22 protein-coding genes are annotated in these 21,561 nt (G+C 67.7%); 17 read left to right on the top strand and 5 right to left on the bottom strand.

What is annotated here, in order from left to right; translation table 11 throughout:
• Nucleotides 1-33 precede the first annotated feature (33 nt).
• From ACE3OV_RS12740 to ACE3OV_RS12730, 3 genes are read left to right on the top strand one after another with little or no spacing between them, the layout of a single operon-like run.
• The gene (locus ACE3OV_RS12740; RefSeq protein WP_374327596.1) at nt 34-2,334 is read left to right on the top strand and encodes a DNA internalization-related competence protein ComEC/Rec2; all 2,301 of its coding nucleotides are present in this window, start codon (nt 34-36) and stop codon (nt 2,332-2,334) included.
• Nucleotides 2,335-2,361: 27 nt separating this feature from the next.
• Entirely contained in the window at nt 2,362-3,216 is an 855-nt protein-coding gene (locus ACE3OV_RS12735) for an alpha/beta fold hydrolase (RefSeq protein ID WP_374327594.1), read from the top strand.
• Nucleotides 3,213-3,971, top strand: a complete 759-nt coding sequence (locus ACE3OV_RS12730) for an alpha/beta fold hydrolase (RefSeq protein WP_374327592.1) — start codon at nt 3,213-3,215, stop codon at nt 3,969-3,971. Before ACE3OV_RS12735 ends, ACE3OV_RS12730 begins: the two co-directional genes overlap by 4 nt.
• Here ACE3OV_RS12730 and ACE3OV_RS12725 read toward each other — a convergent pair.
• Nucleotides 3,958-4,629, bottom strand: a complete 672-nt coding sequence (locus tag ACE3OV_RS12725; protein WP_374327591.1) for a hypothetical protein — start codon at nt 4,627-4,629, stop codon at nt 3,958-3,960. The genes ACE3OV_RS12730 and ACE3OV_RS12725 overlap by 14 nt on opposite strands.
• A 106-nt stretch (nt 4,630-4,735) precedes the next feature.
• Nucleotides 4,736-5,278, bottom strand: coding sequence for a gamma carbonic anhydrase family protein (locus ACE3OV_RS12720; protein WP_374327590.1), 543 nt, complete (start codon nt 5,276-5,278; stop codon nt 4,736-4,738).
• Between the two features lie 96 nt (nt 5,279-5,374).
• On the opposite strand from ACE3OV_RS12720, the gene ACE3OV_RS12715 reads away from it, so the two are divergent.
• The 4 genes from ACE3OV_RS12715 to ACE3OV_RS12700 are packed head-to-tail and all read left to right on the top strand — an operon-like array spanning nt 5,375 to nt 8,179.
• On the top strand, nt 5,375-5,809 hold the full coding sequence (locus ACE3OV_RS12715) for a hypothetical protein (RefSeq protein WP_374327589.1): 435 nt from the start codon (nt 5,375-5,377) through the stop codon (nt 5,807-5,809).
• A gap of 53 nt (nt 5,810-5,862) precedes the next feature.
• The gene (locus ACE3OV_RS12710) at nt 5,863-6,219 is read left to right on the top strand and encodes a nucleotide pyrophosphohydrolase (RefSeq protein ID WP_374327588.1); all 357 of its coding nucleotides are present in this window, start codon (nt 5,863-5,865) and stop codon (nt 6,217-6,219) included.
• A gap of 4 nt (nt 6,220-6,223) precedes the next feature.
• Entirely contained in the window at nt 6,224-7,402 is a 1,179-nt protein-coding gene (locus ACE3OV_RS12705) for a DUF3095 domain-containing protein (protein ID WP_374327587.1), read from the top strand.
• Nucleotides 7,403-7,435: 33 nt separating this feature from the next.
• Nucleotides 7,436-8,179 carry a hypothetical protein gene (locus tag ACE3OV_RS12700; RefSeq protein ID WP_374327586.1) on the top strand — a complete coding sequence of 248 codons (744 nt, stop codon included), beginning with the start codon at nt 7,436-7,438 and terminating at the stop codon, nt 8,177-8,179.
• A gap of 16 nt (nt 8,180-8,195) precedes the next feature.
• On the opposite strand, the gene ACE3OV_RS12695 is transcribed toward ACE3OV_RS12700, so the two are convergent.
• From ACE3OV_RS12695 to ACE3OV_RS12685, 3 genes are all read right to left on the bottom strand, one after another.
• A complete protein-coding gene (locus ACE3OV_RS12695; protein ID WP_374327585.1) occupies nt 8,196-10,592 on the bottom strand; it encodes an ATP-binding protein in 2,397 nt (798 codons plus the stop codon).
• Between the two features lie 6 nt (nt 10,593-10,598).
• Nucleotides 10,599-11,336 carry a substrate-binding periplasmic protein gene (locus ACE3OV_RS12690; protein ID WP_374327583.1) on the bottom strand — a complete coding sequence of 246 codons (738 nt, stop codon included), beginning with the start codon at nt 11,334-11,336 and terminating at the stop codon, nt 10,599-10,601.
• 116 nt (nt 11,337-11,452) lie between these two features.
• Nucleotides 11,453-12,298 carry a 23S rRNA (adenine(2030)-N(6))-methyltransferase RlmJ gene (locus ACE3OV_RS12685; protein WP_374327582.1) on the bottom strand — a complete coding sequence of 282 codons (846 nt, stop codon included), beginning with the start codon at nt 12,296-12,298 and terminating at the stop codon, nt 11,453-11,455.
• A 23-nt stretch (nt 12,299-12,321) separates the two neighbouring features.
• Between ACE3OV_RS12685 and ACE3OV_RS12680 the strand changes: the two genes are divergently transcribed.
• From ACE3OV_RS12680 to ACE3OV_RS12635, 10 genes are all read left to right on the top strand, one after another.
• The gene (locus tag ACE3OV_RS12680; protein ID WP_374327580.1) at nt 12,322-12,663 is read left to right on the top strand and encodes a DUF3301 domain-containing protein; all 342 of its coding nucleotides are present in this window, start codon (nt 12,322-12,324) and stop codon (nt 12,661-12,663) included.
• The gene (locus ACE3OV_RS12675; RefSeq protein ID WP_374327579.1) at nt 12,647-13,495 is read left to right on the top strand and encodes a D-hexose-6-phosphate mutarotase; all 849 of its coding nucleotides are present in this window, start codon (nt 12,647-12,649) and stop codon (nt 13,493-13,495) included. Before ACE3OV_RS12680 ends, ACE3OV_RS12675 begins: the two co-directional genes overlap by 17 nt.
• A gap of 90 nt (nt 13,496-13,585) precedes the next feature.
• The gene (locus ACE3OV_RS12670; RefSeq protein ID WP_374327577.1) at nt 13,586-14,248 is read left to right on the top strand and encodes a Crp/Fnr family transcriptional regulator; all 663 of its coding nucleotides are present in this window, start codon (nt 13,586-13,588) and stop codon (nt 14,246-14,248) included.
• A 78-nt stretch (nt 14,249-14,326) separates the two neighbouring features.
• Nucleotides 14,327-14,644: a N(2)-fixation sustaining protein CowN gene (cowN, locus tag ACE3OV_RS12665; RefSeq protein ID WP_374327575.1), complete on the top strand. Its 318-nt coding sequence runs from the start codon at nt 14,327-14,329 to the stop codon at nt 14,642-14,644.
• A 67-nt stretch (nt 14,645-14,711) separates the two neighbouring features.
• On the top strand, nt 14,712-15,101 hold the full coding sequence (locus tag ACE3OV_RS12660; RefSeq protein ID WP_374327574.1) for a hypothetical protein: 390 nt from the start codon (nt 14,712-14,714) through the stop codon (nt 15,099-15,101).
• 97 nt (nt 15,102-15,198) lie between these two features.
• The gene (locus ACE3OV_RS12655; protein ID WP_374327573.1) at nt 15,199-16,416 is read left to right on the top strand and encodes a TolC family protein; all 1,218 of its coding nucleotides are present in this window, start codon (nt 15,199-15,201) and stop codon (nt 16,414-16,416) included.
• Between the two features lie 5 nt (nt 16,417-16,421).
• A complete protein-coding gene (locus ACE3OV_RS12650; RefSeq protein ID WP_374327572.1) occupies nt 16,422-16,937 on the top strand; it encodes a hypothetical protein in 516 nt (171 codons plus the stop codon).
• Nucleotides 16,934-18,043 carry an efflux RND transporter periplasmic adaptor subunit gene (locus ACE3OV_RS12645; RefSeq protein WP_374327571.1) on the top strand — a complete coding sequence of 370 codons (1,110 nt, stop codon included), beginning with the start codon at nt 16,934-16,936 and terminating at the stop codon, nt 18,041-18,043. The genes ACE3OV_RS12650 and ACE3OV_RS12645 overlap by 4 nt, the downstream gene beginning before the upstream one ends.
• 13 nt (nt 18,044-18,056) lie before the next feature.
• Nucleotides 18,057-21,161, top strand: coding sequence for an efflux RND transporter permease subunit (locus ACE3OV_RS12640; protein WP_374327570.1), 3,105 nt, complete (start codon nt 18,057-18,059; stop codon nt 21,159-21,161).
• A 23-nt stretch (nt 21,162-21,184) separates the two neighbouring features.
• Nucleotides 21,185-21,556 carry a hypothetical protein gene (locus tag ACE3OV_RS12635; RefSeq protein ID WP_374327568.1) on the top strand — a complete coding sequence of 124 codons (372 nt, stop codon included), beginning with the start codon at nt 21,185-21,187 and terminating at the stop codon, nt 21,554-21,556.
• The last annotated feature ends 5 nt before the right edge of the window (nt 21,557-21,561 follow it).

Here is a 21,561-nt window from a genome sequence, read left to right as displayed (position 1 = left end):
GCCGTCGGTAACGCTTCGTGCCATGATATTGGCATGAAATCCGCCGCGTTTGCCTTCGCGCTGGGTGTGCTGTTGCTGCAGATCCAGGCGCAGTTGCCCGATCCCTTGTGGTGGTCGCTGCCGGGGCTCGTCCTGTGCCTGCCGGCCTGGCGCTGGCGCCGCTGGCCAGCGCAACTGTTGCTGCTGATCGGCGCCTGCGGCCTCGGTTTCGGCTGGGCGGCGTGGCGTGCCGAACTGCGTCTGGCCGACCAGTTGGGCGCGGCGTGGGAGGGCAGGGATGTCGCGGTGGTCGGCGTGGTCGCCGGCTTGCCGCAGGATTTCGAGCGCGGCCTGCGTTTCGAATTCGCCATCGAACGGGTGCTCGATGCCAGCGCCGTCGTTCCGCAGCGTGTGCAACTGGCCTGGTACGACGACGGCGAGACGCGCCACCCGGTCAGCCCTGGCGAGCGCTGGCAATTCACCGTCCGCCTCAAGCGGCCGCACGGGGCGGCCAATCCCGGCGGTTTCGACTACGAGCTGTGGCTGCTCGAACGCGGCATCCGTGCCACCGGCTACGTGCGGCCGGCGCCGGCGCAGCGTGTCGACGCTTTCGTCGTGCGCCCGGCTTATGTCGTCGAGCGGCTGCGGGCAGCGGTCCGCCAGCGTTTCGAAGGTGCCCTGCCGGCAGCCAGCCATCCCTGGCGCGGCATCCTGACGGCGCTCGCGGTGGGCGACCAGAAGGCGGTCGACGGCGATCTGTGGACGGTCTTCAACCGTACCGGGGTAACGCACGCGATGGCGATCAGCGGCATGCACATCACCCTCGTTGCCGGGCTCTGCGGCGCGTTGCTGGCTGGGCTGTGGCGCCGTCTGCCGGGACTGGCGCTGCGCTGGCCGGCGCAGAAGGTCGGCGTGCTGACGGCGGCACTGGCGGCCTTTGCGTATACCGCGCTGGCCGGTTTCGGGGTGCCGGCGCAACGCACCCTGTACATGTTGCTGGTTGCCGTCGCGGCCATGCTTTCCGGTCGTATCGTGGCGCCCGCCCGGGTACTGGCGCTGGCCCTGGTCGTCGTCCTGATCGTCGATCCCTGGGCGGTGCTGGCGCCGGGTTTCTGGTTGTCCTTCGGCGTCGTCGCCGCCTTGCTCCATGTCGGCGCGGCGCTGGTCGGCGCCGGCCGCGGCTGGCGTGATCGCCTGCGCGGCTGGGGGGCGGTACAACTGGCGGCGACGCTTGCCTCGCTGCCGATCCTGTTGCTGGTCTTCGGCCAGTTTCCGCTGATCTCGCCGCTCGCCAACCTGATCGCGATTCCGGTGATCAGCCTGCTGGTGACGCCGCTGGCGCTGCTCGCCGCCGTTCTGCCGTGGACTTTCCTGCTTCAGGCGGCGCACGCCGTGCTCGAACCGCTGATGCAGTTCCTGATCTGGTGCGCGGCCTGGCCTATGTGGCAGGTACCGGCGCCGCACCCGGCGGCGCTGTTGCTGGCTGCCCTCGGTGTCGTCGTCTGCCTGCTGCCGCGTGGTGTGCCGGGGCGCTGGCTGGGGCTGAGCTTGCTCCTGCCGCTGCTGTTCTGGCCGGCGCCGGAAATTCCCGACGGCGAGGCGCGCGTCGCCGTGCTCGACGTCGGCCAGGGGCTGGCGGTGACGGTGCGCACCCGTGGCCACCTGCTGGTCTACGACACCGGCCCGCGCTACGCTGCCGACGCCGATGCCGGGCAACGCGTGGTCGTGCCCTATCTGCGCTGGCTGGGGGCGACGCGCATCGACCGCCTGCTGGTTAGCCACGGCGACGCTGATCATGCCGGCGGCGTCGATTCGCTGCGCGCGGCCTTGCCGGTCGGCCAGACGCTCTCGTCGGAAGCGGCGCTTGGGCGGCGCTGCGCGGCTGGCGAGACGTGGCGCTGGGACGGCGTCGATTTCACGATCCTGCATCCGGCAGCCGAGGCCTATGCCGACAGCGGCCGCCACAACGCGCTGTCCTGCGTGCTGGCGGTGACGGTCGGCGGCGAGCGCTTGCTGCTCACCGGCGACATCGGCGCCCGCGAGGAAGCCGCAATGCTGGCGCGCGATGCGCCGGCGCTGCGCAGCAGCGTCCTGCTGGCACCGCATCATGGCGCCAAGGGCTCGTCGACGGCGGAATTTCTCGCTGCGGTCAGCGCCAAAGAGGTGCTGTTTTCGGTTGGCCATCGCAACCGTTTCGGCCATCCGCGGCCAGAGGTGCTGGAACGTCACGCAACGACGGGCGCCCGCCTGTGGCGGACCGATCGCGATGGTGCCTTGCTGCTGACGCTACGCCCGGCGGGGCGGGAAATCGCTGCCTGGCGACAACTGCGCCAACGATACTGGCAGGGACGGTGATACATTGCGTCCGAGGAGGAAGACGCAATGACGATAAAACAACGCAGCGTCCGCTGTCTCAGCCCGTCCGGGCTGCACCGGATGAATTATTACGAATGGGGCGAGCGCGACAATCCGCGGGTGCTCGTCTGCGTCCACGGCCTGACCCGCAACGCGCGCGATTTCGATCGTCTGGCGCAGGCCCTGTCCGGGCATTACCGGGTCGTCTGTCCGGATGTCGTCGGGCGCGGCCTCAGCGGTTGGCTGCGCGATCCGGCGGCCTACACGATTCCCCAGTACGTTGCCGACATGGTCACGCTGCTCGCCCGTCTCGATGTCGAAACCGTGCATTGGCTCGGTACCTCGATGGGAGGCCTGATCGGCATGGCGCTGGCGGCGCAGGAAAATTCGCCGGTGATGCGCCTGGTCTTGAACGACGTCGGGCCGTCGATCACCCGTGTTGCGCTGCAGCGCATCGCTGCCTATGTCGGTGCCGATCCGGACTGGGCGACCCCGGCCGAGGCAGTCGCCTACCTGCGCGAGATCAGCGCGCCCTTCGGCAGCTTGAGCGAAGCGCAATGGCTCGAGCTGACCGAGAGCAGCATCCGCCAGCGCCCTGACGGCCGCTGGGGTTTTCGTTACGATCCGCGCATCGCCGAGCCGTTCCGCGCCGCCTTCGGCGACGGCGACATCTCGCTGTGGCCGCTCTACGAGGCGATCCGCTGTCCGACGCTGGCCATCCGCGGCGCCGATTCCGATCTGCTGGCGTGCGATACCTGGCAGCGCATGGGCGCATCCGGGCCGCGCGCGGAACTGGCCGAGATTTCCGGGGTCGGACACGCCCCGATGTTCCTTTCCGACGACCAGATCGACGTCGTCCGCAACTTTCTTCTGCATGCATGAATACGATCGAGATTCCCGGCTATCGCATTGAAACCCTAGATATTCCCGCCACCCGTCCCGGGCTGCCGACCCAGGTCCTGCTGCACGAAGGGCTGGGCTGCGTCGCCATGTGGCGCGATTTTCCGCAGCAACTGGCGGCGGCGACCGGCTGCCGGACCATCGTCTATTCACGGCCCGGGTATGGCGCTTCCGATCCGCATCCGGAGGCACGCCAGCCGGATTACATGCACCGCGAGGCGCAGCACATCCTGCCGGCCTTGCTGACGGCAATGGCGGTCGAGCGGCCGTTGCTGGTCGGCCATAGCGATGGCGGCAGCATCGCGCTGATCTTTGCCGGCAGTTTTCCCGAACGGCCGGTCGGCGTCGTCGTCATGGCGCCGCACGAGTTCGTCGAGGCAGAAACCCTGGCCGGCATCCGCGCCGCGCGCGAACTCTGGCACAACAGCGACTGGCCGCAGAAGTTGGCGCGCTACCACCGCGATGCGCCGCGAGTCTTTGCCGACTGGAACGATTGCTGGCTGGCGCCGGCCTTTCGCGACTGGAACATCGAGGCCTTCCTGCCGGCGATCCGTTGCCCGGTGCTGGCGATTCAGGGCGAGGACGACGAGTATGCGACGCTGCGCCAGATCGAGGTGATTGCCGAGCAGGTGCCGGAAACGCGCCTGCTCAAGCTGGCGAACTGCGGGCATACGCCGCAGCGCGACCAGCCGGCGGCCGTGCTGGCGGCGATTGCCGAATTCGTCAGTTGGCGGTGAACTGCTCGCGGGTAATCCGCCATTTGCCCTGGTCGCGAACCAGTTGCAACTGCTTGACGCCTTCGTCCTCGAAACGCTTCGACCGGTAGTTCATCGGGAAAGTCAGGGTGGCGCGCTCCTTGCCATCCATTTCGATCGTCGCTTCGCCGAAACTGATGTCGATCAGGCCGGCTTGGTCAATGACGCGGCGCCGGCTGGCCTGCCAGGCTGCCGGGCTGTCGGTATTTCCCGCGTAGTCGGCGGCGTAGAACGAAAAATAGGCTTCGACGTCGCGGTTGGCCCAGGCCTTGCGCCAGTCTTCCAGCATGCGCAGCAACTCGTCGCGGCTTGATGCGCCGTTGTCGGCGACCACAGGGGGGGGCGCTGGCGGTACCACGGCGCTGGCGGCATCGCTGCTCGGGGTGACGGCGACGACCGGGGCGGCGCTCAGCGTTTCCGTCGGCAAAGGGGCTGCCGCCTGGGCAGGCGGTGCGACTTCGACCGCACCGGGCACCGGCAAGGCAGCAGTCGGCTGGCTTTCAACGAACTGTTCCGGCGACGGCGGCGTCGGCGCGCTGAGATCGCCGTAAAGGCTCATCAGTGCGATGGCGCAGAGCGCTCCTACCGAAACCCCCGCCACCAGATAAGTGGTGAATCCCGTATTCCCCTTGTGGTTCATGCTGGCTCCCTGATTATTTGATCATCTATCGAGACACTGTTTTGGTATACCGTGCGAGAGCCGATTCTTCCATGATAAATGACGAAGATTTGTAAAGAAAAGTGTATTACTTTTGTATAATTGTTGCCGGAAACGCTTGCAGCATCTGGGAATAGCGTTTGGCATTGTCCACATAATGGCTGGCCGAATGTTTCAAACGGGAAATTTCTTCATTTGACAGCTCGCGAACCACTTTCCCCGGTGAGCCGACGATCAGCACGCCATCCGGGAAAACCTTGCTTTCCGGGATCAGGGTATTCGCACCGACGATGCTCGATCGGCCGATCACCGCCCGGTTCAGGATGATCGAGCCGATGCCGATCAGGCTGCCGTCGCCGACCGTGCAGCCATGCAGCATGACCAGGTGACCGACGGTGACGTCGTTGCCGATATGCATCGGTACGCCCTCGTCGGTGTGCAGCACCGAGCCGTCCTGGATGTTGCTGCGCTCGCCGATGTGAATCGGGTCGTTGTCGCCGCGCAGGGTGGCGTTCCACCAGATCGAGGCCTGGGCGCCGAGGCGGACGTCGCCGATGATCGTGGCGTTGGGGGCGATCCAGGTCTGGTCGCCAAGTTGCGGGATTTTTTCGCCGAGTTGATAGACGGGCATGGGTTTTCTCCAAGGGGGGAAGGTTTGCCGGTCAATTTTCTCATGTTACGCTTGACCACCGAGCGGGCTGCGGGGCCGGCCAAGCAAAGAGACAGCATGCCATTTCCGAAACTCAAATCCGGACACTGGGTCCTCATCGTCATCGCCCTGCTGGTTGCCCTCGACTGGGCGATCCGCCGGCCGGACGGCCAGACCCGCCAGCTCAACGAGGTTCTGGCCAGCCAGGGCAGCCCGGCGCTGCAGAACTATCCCTACCGTTTTCAGGTGTTGCGCGTCGAGAGGGGGATGGCGGTGCTGAGTACGCCGCGCAACGTCGAGGTGCCGGCGTTGCGGGCGCTCGCCGTGCTGCACCCGGAAGTCAATGTCAAGGACCCGAACAATCCGGCCTTCATCGCCATCGAGAAGGAACTGGCCCGGGTGCAGTCCGAAGCCGCCGAGCTGGTCCGGGCACAACCGGGGATCAAGGGGGTGCGCTGGGAACTCGACCGGCAGTGGCTAAGCCGCCAGGGCATCGAGGTGATGGAGCGCTGAGGGGCTGGCCTGTGGCATGATGCCCGGCGTGGCAGGCTTTCCCGGATTGCAGAATGGACGATTTTTCCAGTTTGACCGCCGCCGTGCGCGAATTTCGTGATGCGCGCGACTGGCAGCAGTTTCATACCTTGCGCAACCTGATCGTCTCGCTCAATCTGGAAGCCGGCGAACTGCTTGAGCTGATGCAGTGGAAGAGCGACGCTGAGGTCGAGGCGCTGGCGGACGGCGCGCCGACGCGCGAGGCGCTGGCCGACGAATGCGCCGACGTGCTGCTCTACCTCTTGCTGATTGCCGAGCGCAGCGGCATCGACCTGGCGGCGGCGACCCGCGCCAAGCTGCAGAAGAACGCCGCCAAGTACCCGGTCGACAAGGCGCGCGGCTCGCGCGCCAAATACACCGAACTCGGCTGAGGCAATGGCCGATTCGGGCTTCTACCGCGACCTGCCGGCGCTGTCGTCGTTCGCGGTGGCGCTCGATACGCGCCACCACGTCGACCTGCCCGACGACTGGTGGGTGGTGATCGCCGACGTCGTCGATTCGACCCGGGCGATCGCCGACGGCGCCTACAAGAAGGTCAATACCGTCGGTGTCGCCTGCATCGCGGCGATCGCCAACCTCGACCGCAGCATCGAGCTGCCTTTCCTGTTCGGCGGCGATGGCGCCACCTTTGCCATTCCCGAACGCCTCTGCGCGCCGGCGGTGATCGCCTTGCGCGGCGCCCAGCAACTGGCGGCCGACAGTTTCGGCCTGCACTTGCGTGCCGGCCTCGTCAGCGTCGGCGCACTGCGCGCAGCCGGGCACTGGGTGCGGCTGGCCAAGCTGGCGCTGTCCGAGCAGATCAATCAGCCCTTCTTTTCCGGGCGCGGCTGGGAGGAGGCCGAGCGCCGGGTCAAGCGTGGCGATCCCGGCGTGCAGCACGTCCGCCTGGGCGAGGGGCCGGCCAGCGCCAGTTTCGAGGGCTTCGAGTGCCGCTGGCAGAACGTGCCGAGTTTTCGCGACGTCAAGCTGGCGCTGATCGTCGTCGCCACGGCGCTCGATCCGGCGCTCAACCAGGCGACTTACGCCCGGGTGCTGGAACGGATCGGCGAAATCTTCGGCGATCCCGGTAGCCATCATCCGCTGCACGCCGGGGCGCTGCAGTTGTCCTTCTCGCCGCTGCTGCTGGCCGGCGAGACCAAGGTGCGCAGCGCCGGGCGCGGTGTCATCGCCGGGCTTGCCTACGCCTGCCGCCTGTTGCTGCAGAATGTCGCGGGCTGGTGGCTGTTCCGCCACGACATCGACACCGCTGCGGTGGCGTGGAGCCGTTACCGCGACGATCTGGTCCGGCACAGCGATTTCCGCAAGTTCGACGGCGCCTTGCGCATGCTGCTCGATGCCGGGGAAACGCAGATCGCCGAACTCGCGGACTGGCTGGCCGCCGAGCAGGCGGCGGACAGGCTGGCCTGGGGCATGCACCGCTCGCGCGAAGCGCTGATCACCTGCCTGGTCGAATCGCACGCCGGCAAGCACCTGCATTTCGTCGACGGCAGCGACGGCGGTTACGCGCTGGCGGCGCGCCAGCTCAAGGCGCAGCTCGGCGAGCGCCGGGCCTGAAACTCAATTGACCGGATAGGCATCTCAAACATCATGAGCCGCGTAACGCTACCTCCAACTCTTCCTCCTCATACCGCTGCGTTCAATAGATTTGAACAAACTAATGTCGAGCTCAATCGGTTCTATTGGACATTCAAGTGCTCTCTTGAGCACATTCTTCCATACATGGCTGTGGTAGGCAGCGTTCCTGAACTACTCAAGGGGCCATCAGGTGAACGCTTGAACATATCGTCAAATCAGTTCATTGCTGAGGCTCCACAAACGGAACGCGTTGCTCGCCACTCCCTACTCGTGCTGGCTGTTACTGCCTATGAGGACTATTTGAAGGAAATCCTCACGACCTTCCTCATCAAGAATTGGAAATCAGACAAGACATACAAGGTGAGCTTTCGCCCACAAGATCTTCCAGCTACCGCCGACATGCAAGACTGGCTGAGAGAAAAGTCAATGCAAACTGTCGTTGATGACCACATCTCTCGGGCCTACGATGGCCGCTTCGCAGCCATTTCGAAGCTTGTTGTTGAATATGGTGCGCAGCGGCCGAACTTGCATAAATCCATGCAGGAGCTTTCAGGGAAAGCATGCGAGGCAAGAAATTGCATCGTCCATTCATCAGCTATTGTCGATGCTAGAGCTGCAAAAGCATTAGTGTCGGTAGTTCCCGGCATTGCTGAGGGAGCTTCGTTAGATATTTCCGAAGACCTGCTTTGGAAATTCTTTGGGGCGCTCCGTGACTCTGCTCGCGCTCTAGATGTTGAGCTGCGGAAACTGACATGACTCGATGCCTAGCCTATCATTCCACCGGACCTGCGCGAAAAGCCGCGCAGGCCGGTGAATTCAGACCATAGGCGGCGTCCAGGCTCTGCAGCAACTGTTCGTAGAAGCTGTCGGGGACGATCGGCTTGGCGATGAAGGCGTTCATGCCGCTGGCGCGGCAGCGCTCGCGGTCCTCGACGAAGGCGTTGGCGGTCATGGCGACGATCGGCACGGCGGCGTAGCCGGGCAGGCGGCGGATGCGCCGGGTGGCTTCGAGGCCGTCGAGGTTCGGCATCTGCAGGTCCATCAGGATCAGGTCGTAATGGCCGGTGCTGGCCATCGCCACCGCCTGCAGGCCATCCTCGGCGAGGTCGGCGGCGAGTCCGGCGTCGAGCAGCAGCATCTGGGCGATCTCGCGGTTGACCGGTTCGTCCTCGACCAGCAGCAGGTGGCGCTTGCCGTGGCGTGCCGCGAGGCCGGCCTCGCTCTGGTCGATGCTGTCGCTCGTGGCCGGGGACAGCGCTTCGCCGCGTTCCAGCCAGGCCGTGAACCAGAAGGTACTGCCCTGGCCTGGCTGGCTTTCGGCGCCGGCGTCGCCGCCCATCGCCTGGGCGATCTTGCGGGTGATCGCCAGTCCCAGCCCGGTGCCGCCGTACTTGCGCGAGGTCGAATGGTCGGCCTGTTCGAAGGCGCTGAACAGGCGGTCGATCGCTGCCGGCGCAATGCCGATGCCGGTGTCGCTGACTTCGAAACGGACCAGCACCGCCGCCGCCCGGGTGTCGACGACCCGGGCACGCAGCAGGACGCTGCCGCGCTCGGTGAATTTGAGCGCGTTGCCGGCGTAGTTGAGCAGCGCCTGTTGCAGGCGCGTGCTGTCGCCGCGCAGCCAGCGCAGGTCGGCCGGGTATTCGCGGCGCAGTTCGATGCCCTTGGCTTCGGCCTTTTCCTGCAGCATCGAGCAGATGTTCTCGAACAGGCCGGGCAGGGCGAAGGCGCTGCTTTCCAGTTGCAGCTTGCCGGCTTCGATCTTCGACAGGTCGAGCACGTCGTTGATGATTTCGAGGAGGTGGCGGCTGGCCGCCTCCAGCTTGTCGAGGCGCGCCAGTTGTTCGTCGGGCAGGCCGGCGCGGCGGATCAGGTGGGCCATCCCGGAAATGGCGTTGAGCGGGGTGCGGATTTCGTGGCTCATGTTGGCCAGGAAGGCGCTCTTGGCCAAGGTCGCGCTTTCGGCCAGGCGCTTCGCCTGGTCGAGCTCGGCGGTGCGTGCGCTGACCCGCGCTTCGAGTTCGGCGTTCAGTTCGCGGATGCGCGCCTCGGCTGCCTTCTGGGCGGAGATGTCGGTATGCGTGCCGAGCATGCGCAGCGGCGTGCCGTCGGTGTGGCGCGACTGGATGCTGGCTTGCGAGAGCAGCCATTTCCACTCGCCCTTTGCGGTGCGCATCCGGAACTCGACCCGGTACTGGGGAGTTCGCCCGGCCACGTAATCCTCGTAGGCTTGCAGCGTCGGGTTGCGGTCGTCCGGGTGGAGGAGCGCCGCCCAGCGGGTGAAATCGAGATCGGCGAAGGCGCTGGGCGCGTAGCCGAGCATTTCCGCGTATTCGGGGCTGACCCGGACCCGGCCGCTGCGCATGTCGAGGTCGTACAGGCCCTGGTTGGCCCCGGCCAGCGCCAGTCGTTGGCGCTCCTCGCTGTCGCTGAGCGCCTGCTGGGTGTCCTGGAGGGCCCGCAGCGCGGCGAAGACCTCGGCGACTTCCAGGTTACGGGCCGGCGGCAGCGGGTCTGCAGCCAGGCCGTTCGGGCGCATCGCCGCGAGCTGGCCGGAGACCGCCAGCAAGGGGTCGATCAGCTGCAGCTTGAGCAGGCGCAGCAGGGCGATCAGGACGAGCGAGAGCAGGGTGCAGAAGGCCAGCGCCTGCCACAGCATCTGCCGTGCCGACTGGGCGGCGGTGTCGGCCAGGCTGGTGCTGTAGGCGATCATGCTGCCCGAAGTGTCCTCGGCGGCGCGGGTCAACGTTGCCCGGCGACTCTCCCAGACGGTCTCGATCTCTGCTGCGTCGGCCTGGTTTTCGCGCAGGTTGAGCAGGTGTTCGGCGACCTGGAAGCTGTCGGTGACTGCCGGATTGCTGCCGACCAGCGCCTGCAGTGAGGGATGCCGACTGAGCGCCTGGAAAGCGCGGCCGGCGGCCTGCCAGCTTTCCGCCTCCGGGCTGCTGCTCAACTGGTCGCCGAGCAGGATCAGGCGCTCGATGTTGCTGACCAAGCGCACCTTTTCGCTCAATCCGATGGCGGCCTGCCGACGATGCTCCACCGCCAGGTGCTGCAGCTCCAGCATCTGGCGCGCCAGCAGGACGCCGGCGGCGCACAGGATCAGGATCAGCAGCCCCAGGACGACCGCCGAGATGCGGCGCAGGCTGGGGCGCTGGCGTTCGGGCATGCGCGTTTACAGGATGCTGTAGGGGAAATGCCGGCGCGACAGGCGCTCGTGGGTGCCGTCGCTGATCAGCGCGTCGAGCGCGTTGTCTACCTCGGCCTTGAGGCCGTCTTTGCCGGGGCGCAGCACCATATGGACGTCGCCGCCAAGACCGCTGTCGGCGAGCGGCGCGCCGATGTAGGCGAAGGCCTGGCCTTCCTTGCCCTGCAGGAAGGCGAGCGCCTGCTGGGTCGGCATCAGGGCCAGCGTGCACTGCTTGTCGCCGAGCAGCTTGAGCAGTTCCTGGTTGCCGCTGGCCGCCAGCGGCGGTGTCCGGGCGTTCTCGTCGAGCCAGGTGAGCTGGCGGCTGCCGGCGATGGCGCAGGTGCTTTCCTGCTTGAGCAGGGCAGCCAGCGGCGCCCCGCCGAGTTCGCGACGACCGAGCAGACTCGAGGTCGAGCGCCAGATGACCCGGCTGAAACGGACCAGTTTCTCGCGCTCCGGCGTGCGCAGGGTATTGGCGACGCCGAGGTCGTAACGGCCGCTGCTGACGGCGGGGATCACTTCCGGAAAGCGCAGCACTTCGATCTTGCACTGGCGCTGCAGGCGCTGGCACAGCGCGTTCACCAGATCGACGTTGAAACCTTTCAGGGCGCCCTTGTCGTCGCGGTAGGCGAAAGGCGGCGCGGTATCGGTGATCGCCACCTGCAGCACTTCCCCGGCCAGGGCGCCGGCACCGGCAGCCATCGCCAGCAGCGTCGCTGCCATCCGCACAATCCGTCCCGCCACGATTCCACCTCTGCCCGTTGATTGCTCACTTTGCCGACTTTATTACTTAAGTAATAGATGCGCAAGCAAACGATCCCTACGGTTTCGGGCGGTCGCTAGACCGACTGGCTCTCCAGCGTGTGGCGGGCGCCGTCGCCCTGAGCGAGCAGTGAGGCCAGCGTCGGCAGGGTTTCGTGCAGCGTCTTTTCCAGCGTCCACGGCGGGTTGATGATGAACATGCCGCTGCCGTACATGCCGAAGCCATCGCGCGGCGGCGCCTTGACTTCGAGCGTCGCGTTGAGCCAGCTCGGCGCGCCGAGGCGTTTCAGCCGCTCCGGCAACTGGCGCGATTCGGGTTTCAGCAGCAGCGGGTACCACAGCGCGTAGGTGCCGGTCGGGAAACGTTTCAGCGCTTCCTGCAGCGCCTTGATCACGTTGCTGTAATCGGCCTTGGTTTCGTACGACGGGTCGATCAGTACCAGCGCCCGGCGCGGTGGCGGCGGCAGCAGCGCCTTGAGGCCAGCGAAACCGTCGCCGGCGGTGATGTTGACCTGGCGGCCGGCGCCCTTGAAACAGGCCTCGAGCAGCGGTACGTCGCTGCTGTGCATCTCGTACAGGCGCAGGCGGTCGGCGTCGCGCAGCATCTGCCGGGCCAGCCAGGGCGATCCGGGATAGTGCCGCAACTGGCCGTCCGGGTTGAGCATGCGCACGAAATCGAGGTAATCGGCGGCGGCCGGCGGCAGTCCCGGCGCTTCCCAGAGGCGGCCGACGCCGTCGCGCCATTCGGCGAGCTTGCTGGCGTGCGCCGAATCGAGCGCGTAGCGGCCGGCACCGGCGTGGGTGTCGATGATCCAGAACGGCGCCGGCTTCTCGCCCATGTACTGGGCGATCTGCAGCAGGATCAGGTGTTTGAGCACGTCGGCGTGGTTGCCGGCGTGATAGGCGTGGCGGTAACTGAGCATGGCAGGCAGTATACTTCGAGCCCATGCCCATCTACGAAAGCATTTTCATCCTCGCCGCCGGCGCCCTCATCTGGTTCTGGCTCGATTCGCTGAAGGCGCGCGAGATCGGCGTGCGCGCGGCGCAGGCCGCCTGCGCCGAAGAGGGCCTGCAGTTCCTCGACGAAAGCGTCGTTGGCCATCTCGAAGGCTTTGGCCGCGACGATGCCGGCCATCTCCGGCTGCGCCGTTCCTACCTCTTCGAATACAGCGACACCGGCGACAACCGCCGGCGCGGCAGCGTCACCCTGCTTGGCCAGGAGATCGTCCTGCTGCATGTCCGCCCCCAACTCTACGTGGTCCCCAAAACGCATGAAACCTTGCATTGAAGACATCGAATTCCGCGGTATCCCAGCTCTGCGCGTGCACGGGCCGCAGGGCAGCAGCGCCGTCGTCAGCCGCCTGGGCGGTCAGGTCCTGTCGTGGATCACGCCCGACGGACGCGAACGGCTCTATCTTTCCGAGCGGGCGGTGGTCGACGGCAGCGTGGCGATCCGCGGTGGCATCCCGGTCTGCTTCCCACAGTTCGCCGAGCGCGGCGAGCTGCCCAAGCATGGCTTTGTGCGCACCCGGGAATGGGAAGTCAGTGCCCGGCGTAGTGGCGACGACTACGCGCTGGTCACGCTGGAAACCGCCGACGACGAGGCGACGCGGGCGCTCTGGCCGCACCGCTTCCGTCTCGAGCTGACGCTGATGATCGAGGCCGATCGCATCGACCTCGAACTCTGCGTCGCCAACACCGGCGAGCTGCCGTTCGAATTCACCGCCGCGCTGCATACCTACCTGCGCGTCGTGCAGGTCGAGGATGTCGCCATCGAAGGGCTCTACGGTCACGACTACCGGGATGCCGCCGCCGGCAACAAGGTGCTCCGCGACAGCGGCACCGAGTTGCTGATCGAAGGCGAGACCGATCGCGTCTATCGTCACGTCCGCCGGCCGCAGATGCTGCGCGCCGGCAACCTCAGCCTGGGCATTCAGCAGCAGGGTTTTCCGGATACCGTGGTGTGGAACCCGTGGCTGGACAAGTGCGCAGCGCTCGCCGACATGCCCGACGACGACTGGCGGCACATGCTCTGCATCGAAGCCGCCGCCGCCGATGTGGCGCAGGAAGTCGCCGCCGGCGACGAGTGGTACGGTCGTCAGACGCTGGTTGCGATGTAAGGGCTTGTCGCACATCCGACAGCTTTCGGCTGGCTAACTGACTGACGATAAAAGCTTTCTGGCTGGTCCACGTCTTGCTTCCAGTGAGACATGGATAGTCAGGAACTTTCGTCTCACAGTGCGCCGGACGGTGGCCCGCGCATTCCGCCGGGGCTGCTCGACGGTTTCGTCGCCCAGGAAGTGGCGCGCGGCACGCTGTTCGCGACGCCGGGCGACATCCGCGACCAGGTGCTGATCGTCGGTGAGGGCCGGCTGCGGGTCTATCTGGCCGGCGAGAACCGCGAACTGAGCCTGAGCTACCTGGAAGCCGGCGACATCTACACGACGCACACGCCGACCTACCTCGAAGCGGTGACGCCTTGCACCCTGTGGCTGATGGAGACCCGCGCCTTTGCCCGCAAGCTGGCCAGCGACCCGGCGGTGACGCCGGCGATGATGCGTGTCCTCGGCCGGCTGCTCGCCAACGCAGTGCATCTGATCGAGGACCTCGCCTTCCGCGACGTGCCGGCACGGCTGGCGCGCTTCCTCTGCGGTCTTGCCGAACGGCGCGGGCGGCCGCTCGACGGCGGCATCTGGCTGGTGCCGCTCGAGCTTGGCACCGAAGATATCGCCAGCCTGCTCGGTTCGACCCGGCAGACCGTGTCGTCGCTGCTCAACCAGTGGGAGCGCGACGGCATCCTGCACCGCCAGGGGCGGCGCGTCCTGTTCATTCACGCCCTGGACAGCCTGCGCCGGCTCGGTGCAAGCGCCTGAAAAACTGTCGGCCAGCCGACGGACGCGGCGGCGGGGCGGTCGCTACCATGTTGGCGTTCATGACAGGGAGGGCAGGCGATGGCAAGGAATCGGGAGGGCGGGGCGGAGTGTTCCTGCCGCAAGGGCGGCGACCGTTATGTCAGTTTTGACGGCATCGATTGTGACGGCAACGCGCGGCGGCTGATCGAATTCATCCTGCGCAATGTTGCGGCGCAGGGCGGCGAGCAGCCGTTCTGGCACTACTTCCTCGCCAAGCGCACGCCGAAAAGCGGGCCCCCGCCGGACGATCTGTTCCTGATCCACGCCCACATCAACCAGATCCGTGATTTTTTCGCGGCCTGCGGCGACGAGGAAGCGATGGCCCTGCTGGTCCAGGTCGAGGAGGAATGCTGCTGAGGCAGCGGACCGAACTTTTTCCGACGGGAGATATCGGACCTGGCAAGCCTGGTTTATAGTCTCGCCCATGAAATTGCCGCAGCGCCTGCTGGCGCGTCTTCTCCTGCTGATCGTCGCCGCTTCCGCGCTGTTCCCGGGGCAGTTGCTGCTGGCCTGCGCGGCTGAAGCCGTGCCGGCGATGCACCACGCCGCCGCTACCGGTCACGCGATGACCATGGCGCAGGACAGCGCCGCCGACGATTGCGGCGGCTGTCCGGGAGAGCAGGCGCCGCTGCCCTGCGACGATGCGCAACACCTCTGCTGTCCCGGCCATCTGCCCGGCTATCCGCCGGCCGTCGCGGGCGAAACGCCGGCCGTGCCGGTCGGCATTCGGCTGATCGCCGACCGTCGCCTCGACGATTTCTCGTCGCGCGTCCCTGAAGGTCTCGAACGCCCCCCTAGACCCGTCACCGCCTGAGCGCCGGCGGCTGACCCGTTGATTTCCCTGTAGCCCGGCTCCTGCGAGCCGGAAACGGCACGTCGCCGGCTGTGTTCCATCCAGCCGGAGATTCCCCATGCGCTGTACTGCGCGAATCCTTGTCTTGCTGGCGCTGGTCCTGGTCGAACCAGTCCGTGCCGAATCCCTGGCCACCCTGCCGCAGGCCTTTGCCGCGGCCTGGGCCAGGCATCCCCTGATGCAATCGCTGCCGCTCCAGCGCAGCGCCGCCGCTGCCCGTCACGACGTCGCCGCGGCGTGGACGCCGGCGCCGGCGGCGCTCGAAATCGGCGGCCGCAGCGACCGTTTCAACCGTGACCGCGGTGCCGAGGAAGTCGAACTCGGTCTCGCCGTGTCGCTGTGGCTGCCTGGCGAGCGCGGTGCCAGCCGGGCGCTGGCAGCGGCCGACAGCGGCCTGCTCGAAGGCCGGGCAAGCAGCCTGCGCCTGCAACTGGCCGGCGAGCTGCGCGCCGCCTGGTGGGACTGGCAGCTGGCCCGCGACGAGGCGGCGCTCGCCGAGGCCACGGCGGCCAGTGCCGCCCGCCTGCGCGACGACGTCGCCCGCCGTGTCGCTGCCGGCGATCTGGCCCGTGCCGACCTGCACCAGGCGGCCGGCGCCCTGGCCGCAGCCGAGGCCGATCAGGCCGAGGCAGCGGTTCGGGTCGAAGCCGCCGCTGCCCGCCTGCAGTGGCTGACCGGCAGCGCGCCTGGCGCCGTCGAGCTGCGTCCGGAAAGCGAGCCGCCGGCCGGCGCCGACTGGCTGGCCGCCCATCCGGCGCTGGCCGAGCTCAACGCCCGCGCCGAGCAGGCGCGGCAGGCCCAGGAACTGGCGCGCGCGCGCAGCCGGGCCAACCCCGAGCTGACCGTCGCCACCCGGCGCGAACGTGGCGCCAGCGGCGAAGCCGCCGAGCGCAGCTGGTCGCTCGGCCTGCGCATCCCGCTCGCGTCAGGGCCGCGGCACACGGCAGCGATCGCCGAAGCCGGCGCCGACCGGGTCGAGGCCGAGCTTGCTGCCGGGCGCGAGGGCGAGCGCCTGCAGCAGGCCGCGCAACTGGCGCGCAGCCAGTGGCAGGCGGCCGAACGCCGGCGCCAGGCGAGCGACGAGCGGGCGCGCCTGGCGCGCGAGACGCAGGCATTTTTCGACAAGGCCTTCCGCCTCGGCGAGAGCGACCTGCCGACGCGCCTGCGCAGCGCCCAGGAAACCCTCGCCGCCGAACGCGCCGCCAGCCGCGCGCGGATCCAGCAGGCCGCCGCGCTGTCGGCCTATCGCCAGGCCCTCGGCCTGTTACCGGAATAAACATCATGAAGCTGAAAAAACTACTGATTGCGGGTGTCGCCGTTGCCGTGCTGCTGCCGGCCCAGGCTGCCGAAACCGTCGTCCCGCTGCCGGTCGTCGTCGCCGAGAGCGAGGCCTTCGAGATCGTCGGCCGGCTCGACGAAAATTCGCTGCTGCTTCATGTCGACCGGGCGCCGACCAACGCGCCGCTGCTCGGTGCGACGCTGGCGGTCGAGGCTGGCGGTAAGGAAATCGCCGCCGCCTTCGATGTCGCCGCCGGCGCCTACCGGATCGCCGACGTTGCCTGGCTGCAGCCGCTGCGTGCGGCAGGCAAGCACGGCCTGGCATTCACGCTGGTGGTCGGCGACGAAGCCGATCTGCTGGCCGGCGACTTGGTCGTCGAGGCCGCCGCGCCGACGGCCGGCCAGACACTCTGGCGGCTACCGCCACTGGCCGGCGCCGCCTTGCTCGGCGGCCTCGGCCTGCTCGCCGCCGGTTTCGGCTGGCGCCGCTGGAAGCAGCGCCGGGGAGCTGCGGCATGAAGCGCGAACTCCTGATCGGCTGCCTGACGGCAGCGTTGGCGCTGCCGCTGGCGGCGCACGAGGGCCACGACCACGGCGACGAAAAGGCCGCCCTGCCCAATCTCGGCAACACGCCGCAGCGCCTGGCCGATGGTGTCGTCTTCCTGCCCAAGGCGGCACAGCGCCAGCTCGGTGTGCGCACCGCACCGGTGGCTGCCGCCGACGTGGCGCGGGCGATCGAACTGCCCGGCCAGGTGGTGATCGACCCGCAGCGCGGCGGCCGCGTCCAGGCGATGCTCGCCGGGCGCATCGAGGCCGGCCCGCAGGGGCTGCCGGCGGTCGGCAGCCGGGTGCGCAAGGGCGAGGTGCTGGCCTGGGTGGTGCCCGCCGCCGGCCAGCTCGAGCGCGCCGACCTTGCCGCGCAACTGGCCGAAACGCAGGCGGCGCGGCAACTGGCGGAAAAGCGTCTGGCCCGCCTGCGCGAACTGGCCGATACCGTACCCGGCAAGGAGATCGAGGCCGCCGAGAGCGAACTGGCCGGCCTCAAGGAGCGGGTCGCCGCGCTCGGCCACGGGGTCAGCGGCCGTGATGCGCTGGTCGCCCCGGTCGCCGGCGTTGTCGCCGCGGCCAACGCGGTAGTCGGGCAGGTCGTCGATGCGCGCGAGGTGGTGTTCGAGATCGTCGATCCCGATGGCCTGCAGGTCGAGGCGCTGGCCTACGAGGCGCTGGCGCCCGGCGAGGTGCTGGCGGCGGCGCTGGCCGTCGGCGAGCGTAGCGTCGAGCTCGCTTTCCTCGGCGCCGCCCGCCGCCTGCGCGAGCAGGCGCTGCCGCTGCGCTTCGGCCAGCGCGGCGACGGCCTCGGCCTGCTGCTGCCGCTCGGCCAGCCGGTGAAAATCCAGGTCCAGCTGAAGTCGACCGCCAAGGGCTGGCCGGTGCCGCAGCGCGCGCTGGTGCGCAGCGCCGCCAACGTTGCCATGGTCTGGGTCAAGACCTCGCCCGAACGGTTCACGCCGAAACCGGTGCGCAGCCAGCCGCTCGACGGCGGCCGCGTGCTCGTCACCGACGGCCTGGCCGACGGCGACCGCGTCGTCGTCGACGGCGCGACCTTGATCAACCAGATCCGTTGAGCGAGGCCACATCATGTTTCAGTGGTTATTGAACAACAGCCTGGCCAGCCGCCTGCCGGTCCTGGTCGTCGCCGTGCTGCTGATGGCCTACGGTGCCTTTGAGGCGCAGCGGCTGCCGGTCGACGTCTTTCCCGACCTCAACAAGCCGACCGTGACGCTGATGACCGAAGCCGGCGGCATGGCCGCCGAAGAAGTCGAGCAACTGGTCAGCTTCCCGCTCGAGACGGCGCTCAACGGTCTGCCCGGCGTCGCCGGCGTGCGTTCGGTGTCGAGCCCCGGGCTGTCCATCGTCTATCTCGCCTTCGACTGGGAAGTCGATCTCTACCGCGCCCGGCAGATGGTCGCCGAGCGCCTGACCGCGCTGCAGGGCACGCTGCCGCCCGGCGTCGTGCCGCATCTGGGGCCGGTGTCGTCGATCATGGGCGAGGTGATGATGCTGGCGATCCCATTGGCTGCCGAGGGCGGCGACGCCATGGCGGCGCGCGAATACGCCGACTGGGTGCTGCGCCCGCGCCTGATGGCGGTTGCCGGCGTCGCCCAGGTCATTCCTATCGGTGGCGAAGTGCGTCAGTTCCAGGTGCAGCCGGATACGCAGCGCATGGCCGGGCTGGGGATCACGCTGGAGATGCTGGAAAGCGCGCTGCGCGGCTATTCGGCGAACACCTCGGGCGGTTTCCTGGAAGTGAACGGGCGCGAGTACCTGATCCGCCACATCGGCCGCAGTGCCAGCCTGGAAGACTTGCGCAACCTGGCCCTGAGCGCGCGCAACGGGCAGGCGATACTGCTCCGCCAGGTTGCCGCGGTCAATTTCGCCGCCGCCACCAAGCGCGGCGACGCCGGTTTCAACGGCGAGCCGGCGGTGATCCTGAGCATTCAGAAGCAGCCGACCGCCGACACCGTCGACCTGACCCGCCGCCTGGAAAGCGCGCTGGTCGACATGCAGAAAAGCCTGCCGGCCGGCGTGCTGGCACCGCAGGTGATCTTCCGCCAGGCCGATTTCATCCAGGCCTCGATTGACAACCTGCAGGCCAAGCTGCTGCTCGCCGCCTGCCTGGTTGCCGCGGTGCTTTTTTTCTTCCTCGGCAACCTGCGCACGATGCTGATCTCGCTGACGGCGATCCCGCTGTCGATCCTGATCGCGGTGCTGGTCTTCAAGTGGCTCGGCCTGTCGATCAACACGATGACGCTGGGCGGGCTGGCGATCGCCATCGGTGAGTTGGTCGATGACGCGGTGGTCGACGTCGAGAACATCCTGCGCCGCCTGCGCGGTGCGGCGGCGCGCGGCACGCCGTACCAGCTCACCGAACTGGTCGTCGCCGCCTCGCTCGAAGTGCGCTCGGCGATCGTTTACGCGACGCTGATCATCGCCCTGGTTTTCGTGCCGTTGTTCGCACTACCGGGGATCGAGGGACGGCTGTTCGTGCCGCTCGGCATCGCCTACATCGTCGCCATCCTGGCCTCCTTGCTCGTCGCGGTGACGGTGACGCCGGTGCTGTCGTGGTACCTGCTGCCCAAACTGGCGGCCACCCGGCACGGCGATACGCGGCTGGTCGAATGGCTCAAGCGCCACTACCGGCGGGCGCTTGAAGTCGTCCTGCGGGCGCCGCAGCGACCGGTCGCCCTGGCCGCTGCTGCCGTGCTGCTCGCCGCCGCCGCCGTGCCCTTCTTCCCGACCACCTTCCTGCCGCCGTTCAACGAAGGGTCGATGACGGTGACACTGCGCCTCAACCCGGGCATCACGCTGGCCGAATCGGTGCGCGTCGCCAGCCAGGCCGAACGCCTGCTGCTGTCGGTGCCCGAGGTCGAGCACATCGGCCGCCGTTCCGGCCGTGCCGAACTTGACGAGCACGCCGAGGGCGTCCATGTCTCGGAGCTGGAAATCCGCCTCAAACCCGGCGGGCGCAACAAGGAAGCGCTTTACGCCGACCTCCGCCAACGCCTGAAGGACCTGCCGGGCAGCCTCAACCTCGGTCAGCCGATCTCGCACCGCATCGACCATATGTTGTCCGGCGTGCGCGCCCAGGTGGCGATCAAGGTTTTCGGCGACGACCTCGACACCTTGCGCGCCCAGGCCGCGCTGCTGCAGCAGCGCCTGCAGCGGATTACCGGCGTCGCCGACCTGGAGATCGAGAAGCAGGTGCTGGCGCCGCAGATCAAGGTGCAGGTCGATTTCGACGCGGCGGCACGCTACGGGCTGTCGTCCGGCGAACTGTTGCGCAAGCTGCAGATCCTGGTCGATGGCGAGAAAGTCACCCAGATTGTCGACGGCAACCGCCGTTTCGACCTGCTCCTCCGCCTGCCGGAAAGCGCGCGCGGCATCGACGGCTTGCGCGGCCTGCTCGTCGAGACGCCGGCCGGGCCGGTGCCGCTGGCCCAGCTGGCGCGCATCGAGGACGGCGACGGACCGAACCAGATTGTCCGCGACGACGGCCGGCGGCGCATCGTCATCTCGCTCAACGCGCAGGGCCGGGCCTTGTCGGATGTCGTCGCCGACATCCGCGCGGCGATCGCCGAGCAGCCGCTGCCGGAAGGCTACTTCATCACCCTCGGCGGCCAGTTCCAGGCGCAGGAAGAGGCGGCACGGCTGATCGCGGTGCTCGCCGTCGGCTCGGCGATCCTGATCTTCATGGTCCTCTACGGCCGCTACCGTTCGGCGCTGCTCGCCGCGCTGATCATGGCCAACGTGCCGCTGGCCCTGGTCGGCGCCGTCTTCGGGCTGTGGCTGTCCGGGCAGCCGCTGTCGATCGCGGCGCTGATCGGTTTCATCACGCTGGCCGGCATCTCGACCCGCAACGGCATCCTCAAGGTCAGCCACTGGCTGAACCTGATGCGTTTCGAGGGCGAGCGGTTCGACACCGCGATGATCGTCCGCGGTTCGCTCGAACGCCTGACGCCGGTGCTGATGACCGCGCTGGTTGCCGCCTTCGCGCTGGCGCCGCTGCTCTTCGAGGCCGAACAACCGGGCACCGAGATCCTGCATCCGGTCGCCGTGGTGATCTTTTCCGGCCTGGTCGGCGCGACGCTGCTCGACACCTTCATCACCCCCGCGCTGTTCTGGCTGTTCGGGCGGCAAGCCGCCGAACGCCTGCAACGCGAGAATTTCAACGAAGCCCTTTGATTGTTCATTACCAGGAGAAAACTATGAACCAACTGCTGTCGATTTTTTGCCTTGCCGCGTTGCTGGCCGCCGGGCCGGTCGCCGCCCATGAGATGCACGGTCAGCCGATGCATGGCGGCGTCGTCGCCGAGGCCGGTCACGCACAGTTCGAGATCGTCGCCCGCGATGGGGTGCTGACCGTCCATGTCAGCAATCACGGCGCGCCGGTGACCACTACCGGCGCCAGCGGCAAGCTGACGGTGCTGTCCGGTGCCGCCAAGCGCGAGATCGAGCTGAAGCCGGCCGGCAACGATCTGCTGCAGGGGCAGGGGACGCTCGCCGCCGGCGACAAGCTGCTGCTCAACGTCGCCTGGCCGGGCCAGAATCCGCTGACTGCGCGCGCCATCGTCAAGTAAGGAGA

Origin of the sequence: Azonexus sp. (assembly GCF_041909095.1) — a bacterium.
GTDB lineage: Bacteria > Pseudomonadota > Gammaproteobacteria > Burkholderiales > Rhodocyclaceae > Azonexus.
This window is presented reverse-complemented; position numbering and strand designations above follow the sequence as displayed.

Bases quoted from the DNA above. Each gene is read 5' to 3' on its own strand.
- ACE3OV_RS12730 (WP_374327592.1), top strand. From the start codon at position 3,213: ATGAATACGATCGAGATTCCCGGCTATCGCATTGAAACCCTAGATATT.
- ACE3OV_RS12655 (WP_374327573.1), top strand. From the start codon at position 15,199: ATGCGCTGTACTGCGCGAATCCTTGTCTTGCTGGCGCTGGTCCTGGTC.
- ACE3OV_RS12700 (WP_374327586.1), top strand. From the start codon at position 7,436: ATGAGCCGCGTAACGCTACCTCCAACTCTTCCTCCTCATACCGCTGCG.
- ACE3OV_RS12680 (WP_374327580.1), top strand. From the start codon at position 12,322: ATGCCCATCTACGAAAGCATTTTCATCCTCGCCGCCGGCGCCCTCATC.
- ACE3OV_RS12720 (WP_374327590.1), bottom strand. From the start codon at position 5,278: ATGCCCGTCTATCAACTCGGCGAAAAAATCCCGCAACTTGGCGACCAG.
- ACE3OV_RS12690 (WP_374327583.1), bottom strand. From the start codon at position 11,336: ATGGCAGCGACGCTGCTGGCGATGGCTGCCGGTGCCGGCGCCCTGGCC.
- cowN (WP_374327575.1), top strand. From the start codon at position 14,327: ATGGCAAGGAATCGGGAGGGCGGGGCGGAGTGTTCCTGCCGCAAGGGC.
- ACE3OV_RS12695 (WP_374327585.1), bottom strand. From the start codon at position 10,592: ATGCCCGAACGCCAGCGCCCCAGCCTGCGCCGCATCTCGGCGGTCGTC.
- ACE3OV_RS12640 (WP_374327570.1), top strand. From the start codon at position 18,057: ATGTTTCAGTGGTTATTGAACAACAGCCTGGCCAGCCGCCTGCCGGTC.
- ACE3OV_RS12635 (WP_374327568.1), top strand. From the start codon at position 21,185: ATGAACCAACTGCTGTCGATTTTTTGCCTTGCCGCGTTGCTGGCCGCC.
- ACE3OV_RS12675 (WP_374327579.1), top strand. From the start codon at position 12,647: ATGAAACCTTGCATTGAAGACATCGAATTCCGCGGTATCCCAGCTCTG.
- ACE3OV_RS12670 (WP_374327577.1), top strand. From the start codon at position 13,586: ATGGATAGTCAGGAACTTTCGTCTCACAGTGCGCCGGACGGTGGCCCG.
- ACE3OV_RS12645 (WP_374327571.1), top strand. From the start codon at position 16,934: ATGAAGCGCGAACTCCTGATCGGCTGCCTGACGGCAGCGTTGGCGCTG.
- ACE3OV_RS12710 (WP_374327588.1), top strand. From the start codon at position 5,863: ATGGACGATTTTTCCAGTTTGACCGCCGCCGTGCGCGAATTTCGTGAT.
- ACE3OV_RS12735 (WP_374327594.1), top strand. From the start codon at position 2,362: ATGACGATAAAACAACGCAGCGTCCGCTGTCTCAGCCCGTCCGGGCTG.
- ACE3OV_RS12715 (WP_374327589.1), top strand. From the start codon at position 5,375: ATGCCATTTCCGAAACTCAAATCCGGACACTGGGTCCTCATCGTCATC.
- ACE3OV_RS12660 (WP_374327574.1), top strand. From the start codon at position 14,712: ATGAAATTGCCGCAGCGCCTGCTGGCGCGTCTTCTCCTGCTGATCGTC.
- ACE3OV_RS12725 (WP_374327591.1), bottom strand. From the start codon at position 4,629: ATGAACCACAAGGGGAATACGGGATTCACCACTTATCTGGTGGCGGGG.
- ACE3OV_RS12685 (WP_374327582.1), bottom strand. From the start codon at position 12,298: ATGCTCAGTTACCGCCACGCCTATCACGCCGGCAACCACGCCGACGTG.
- ACE3OV_RS12740 (WP_374327596.1), top strand. From the start codon at position 34: ATGAAATCCGCCGCGTTTGCCTTCGCGCTGGGTGTGCTGTTGCTGCAG.
- ACE3OV_RS12650 (WP_374327572.1), top strand. From the start codon at position 16,422: ATGAAGCTGAAAAAACTACTGATTGCGGGTGTCGCCGTTGCCGTGCTG.
- ACE3OV_RS12705 (WP_374327587.1), top strand. From the start codon at position 6,224: ATGGCCGATTCGGGCTTCTACCGCGACCTGCCGGCGCTGTCGTCGTTC.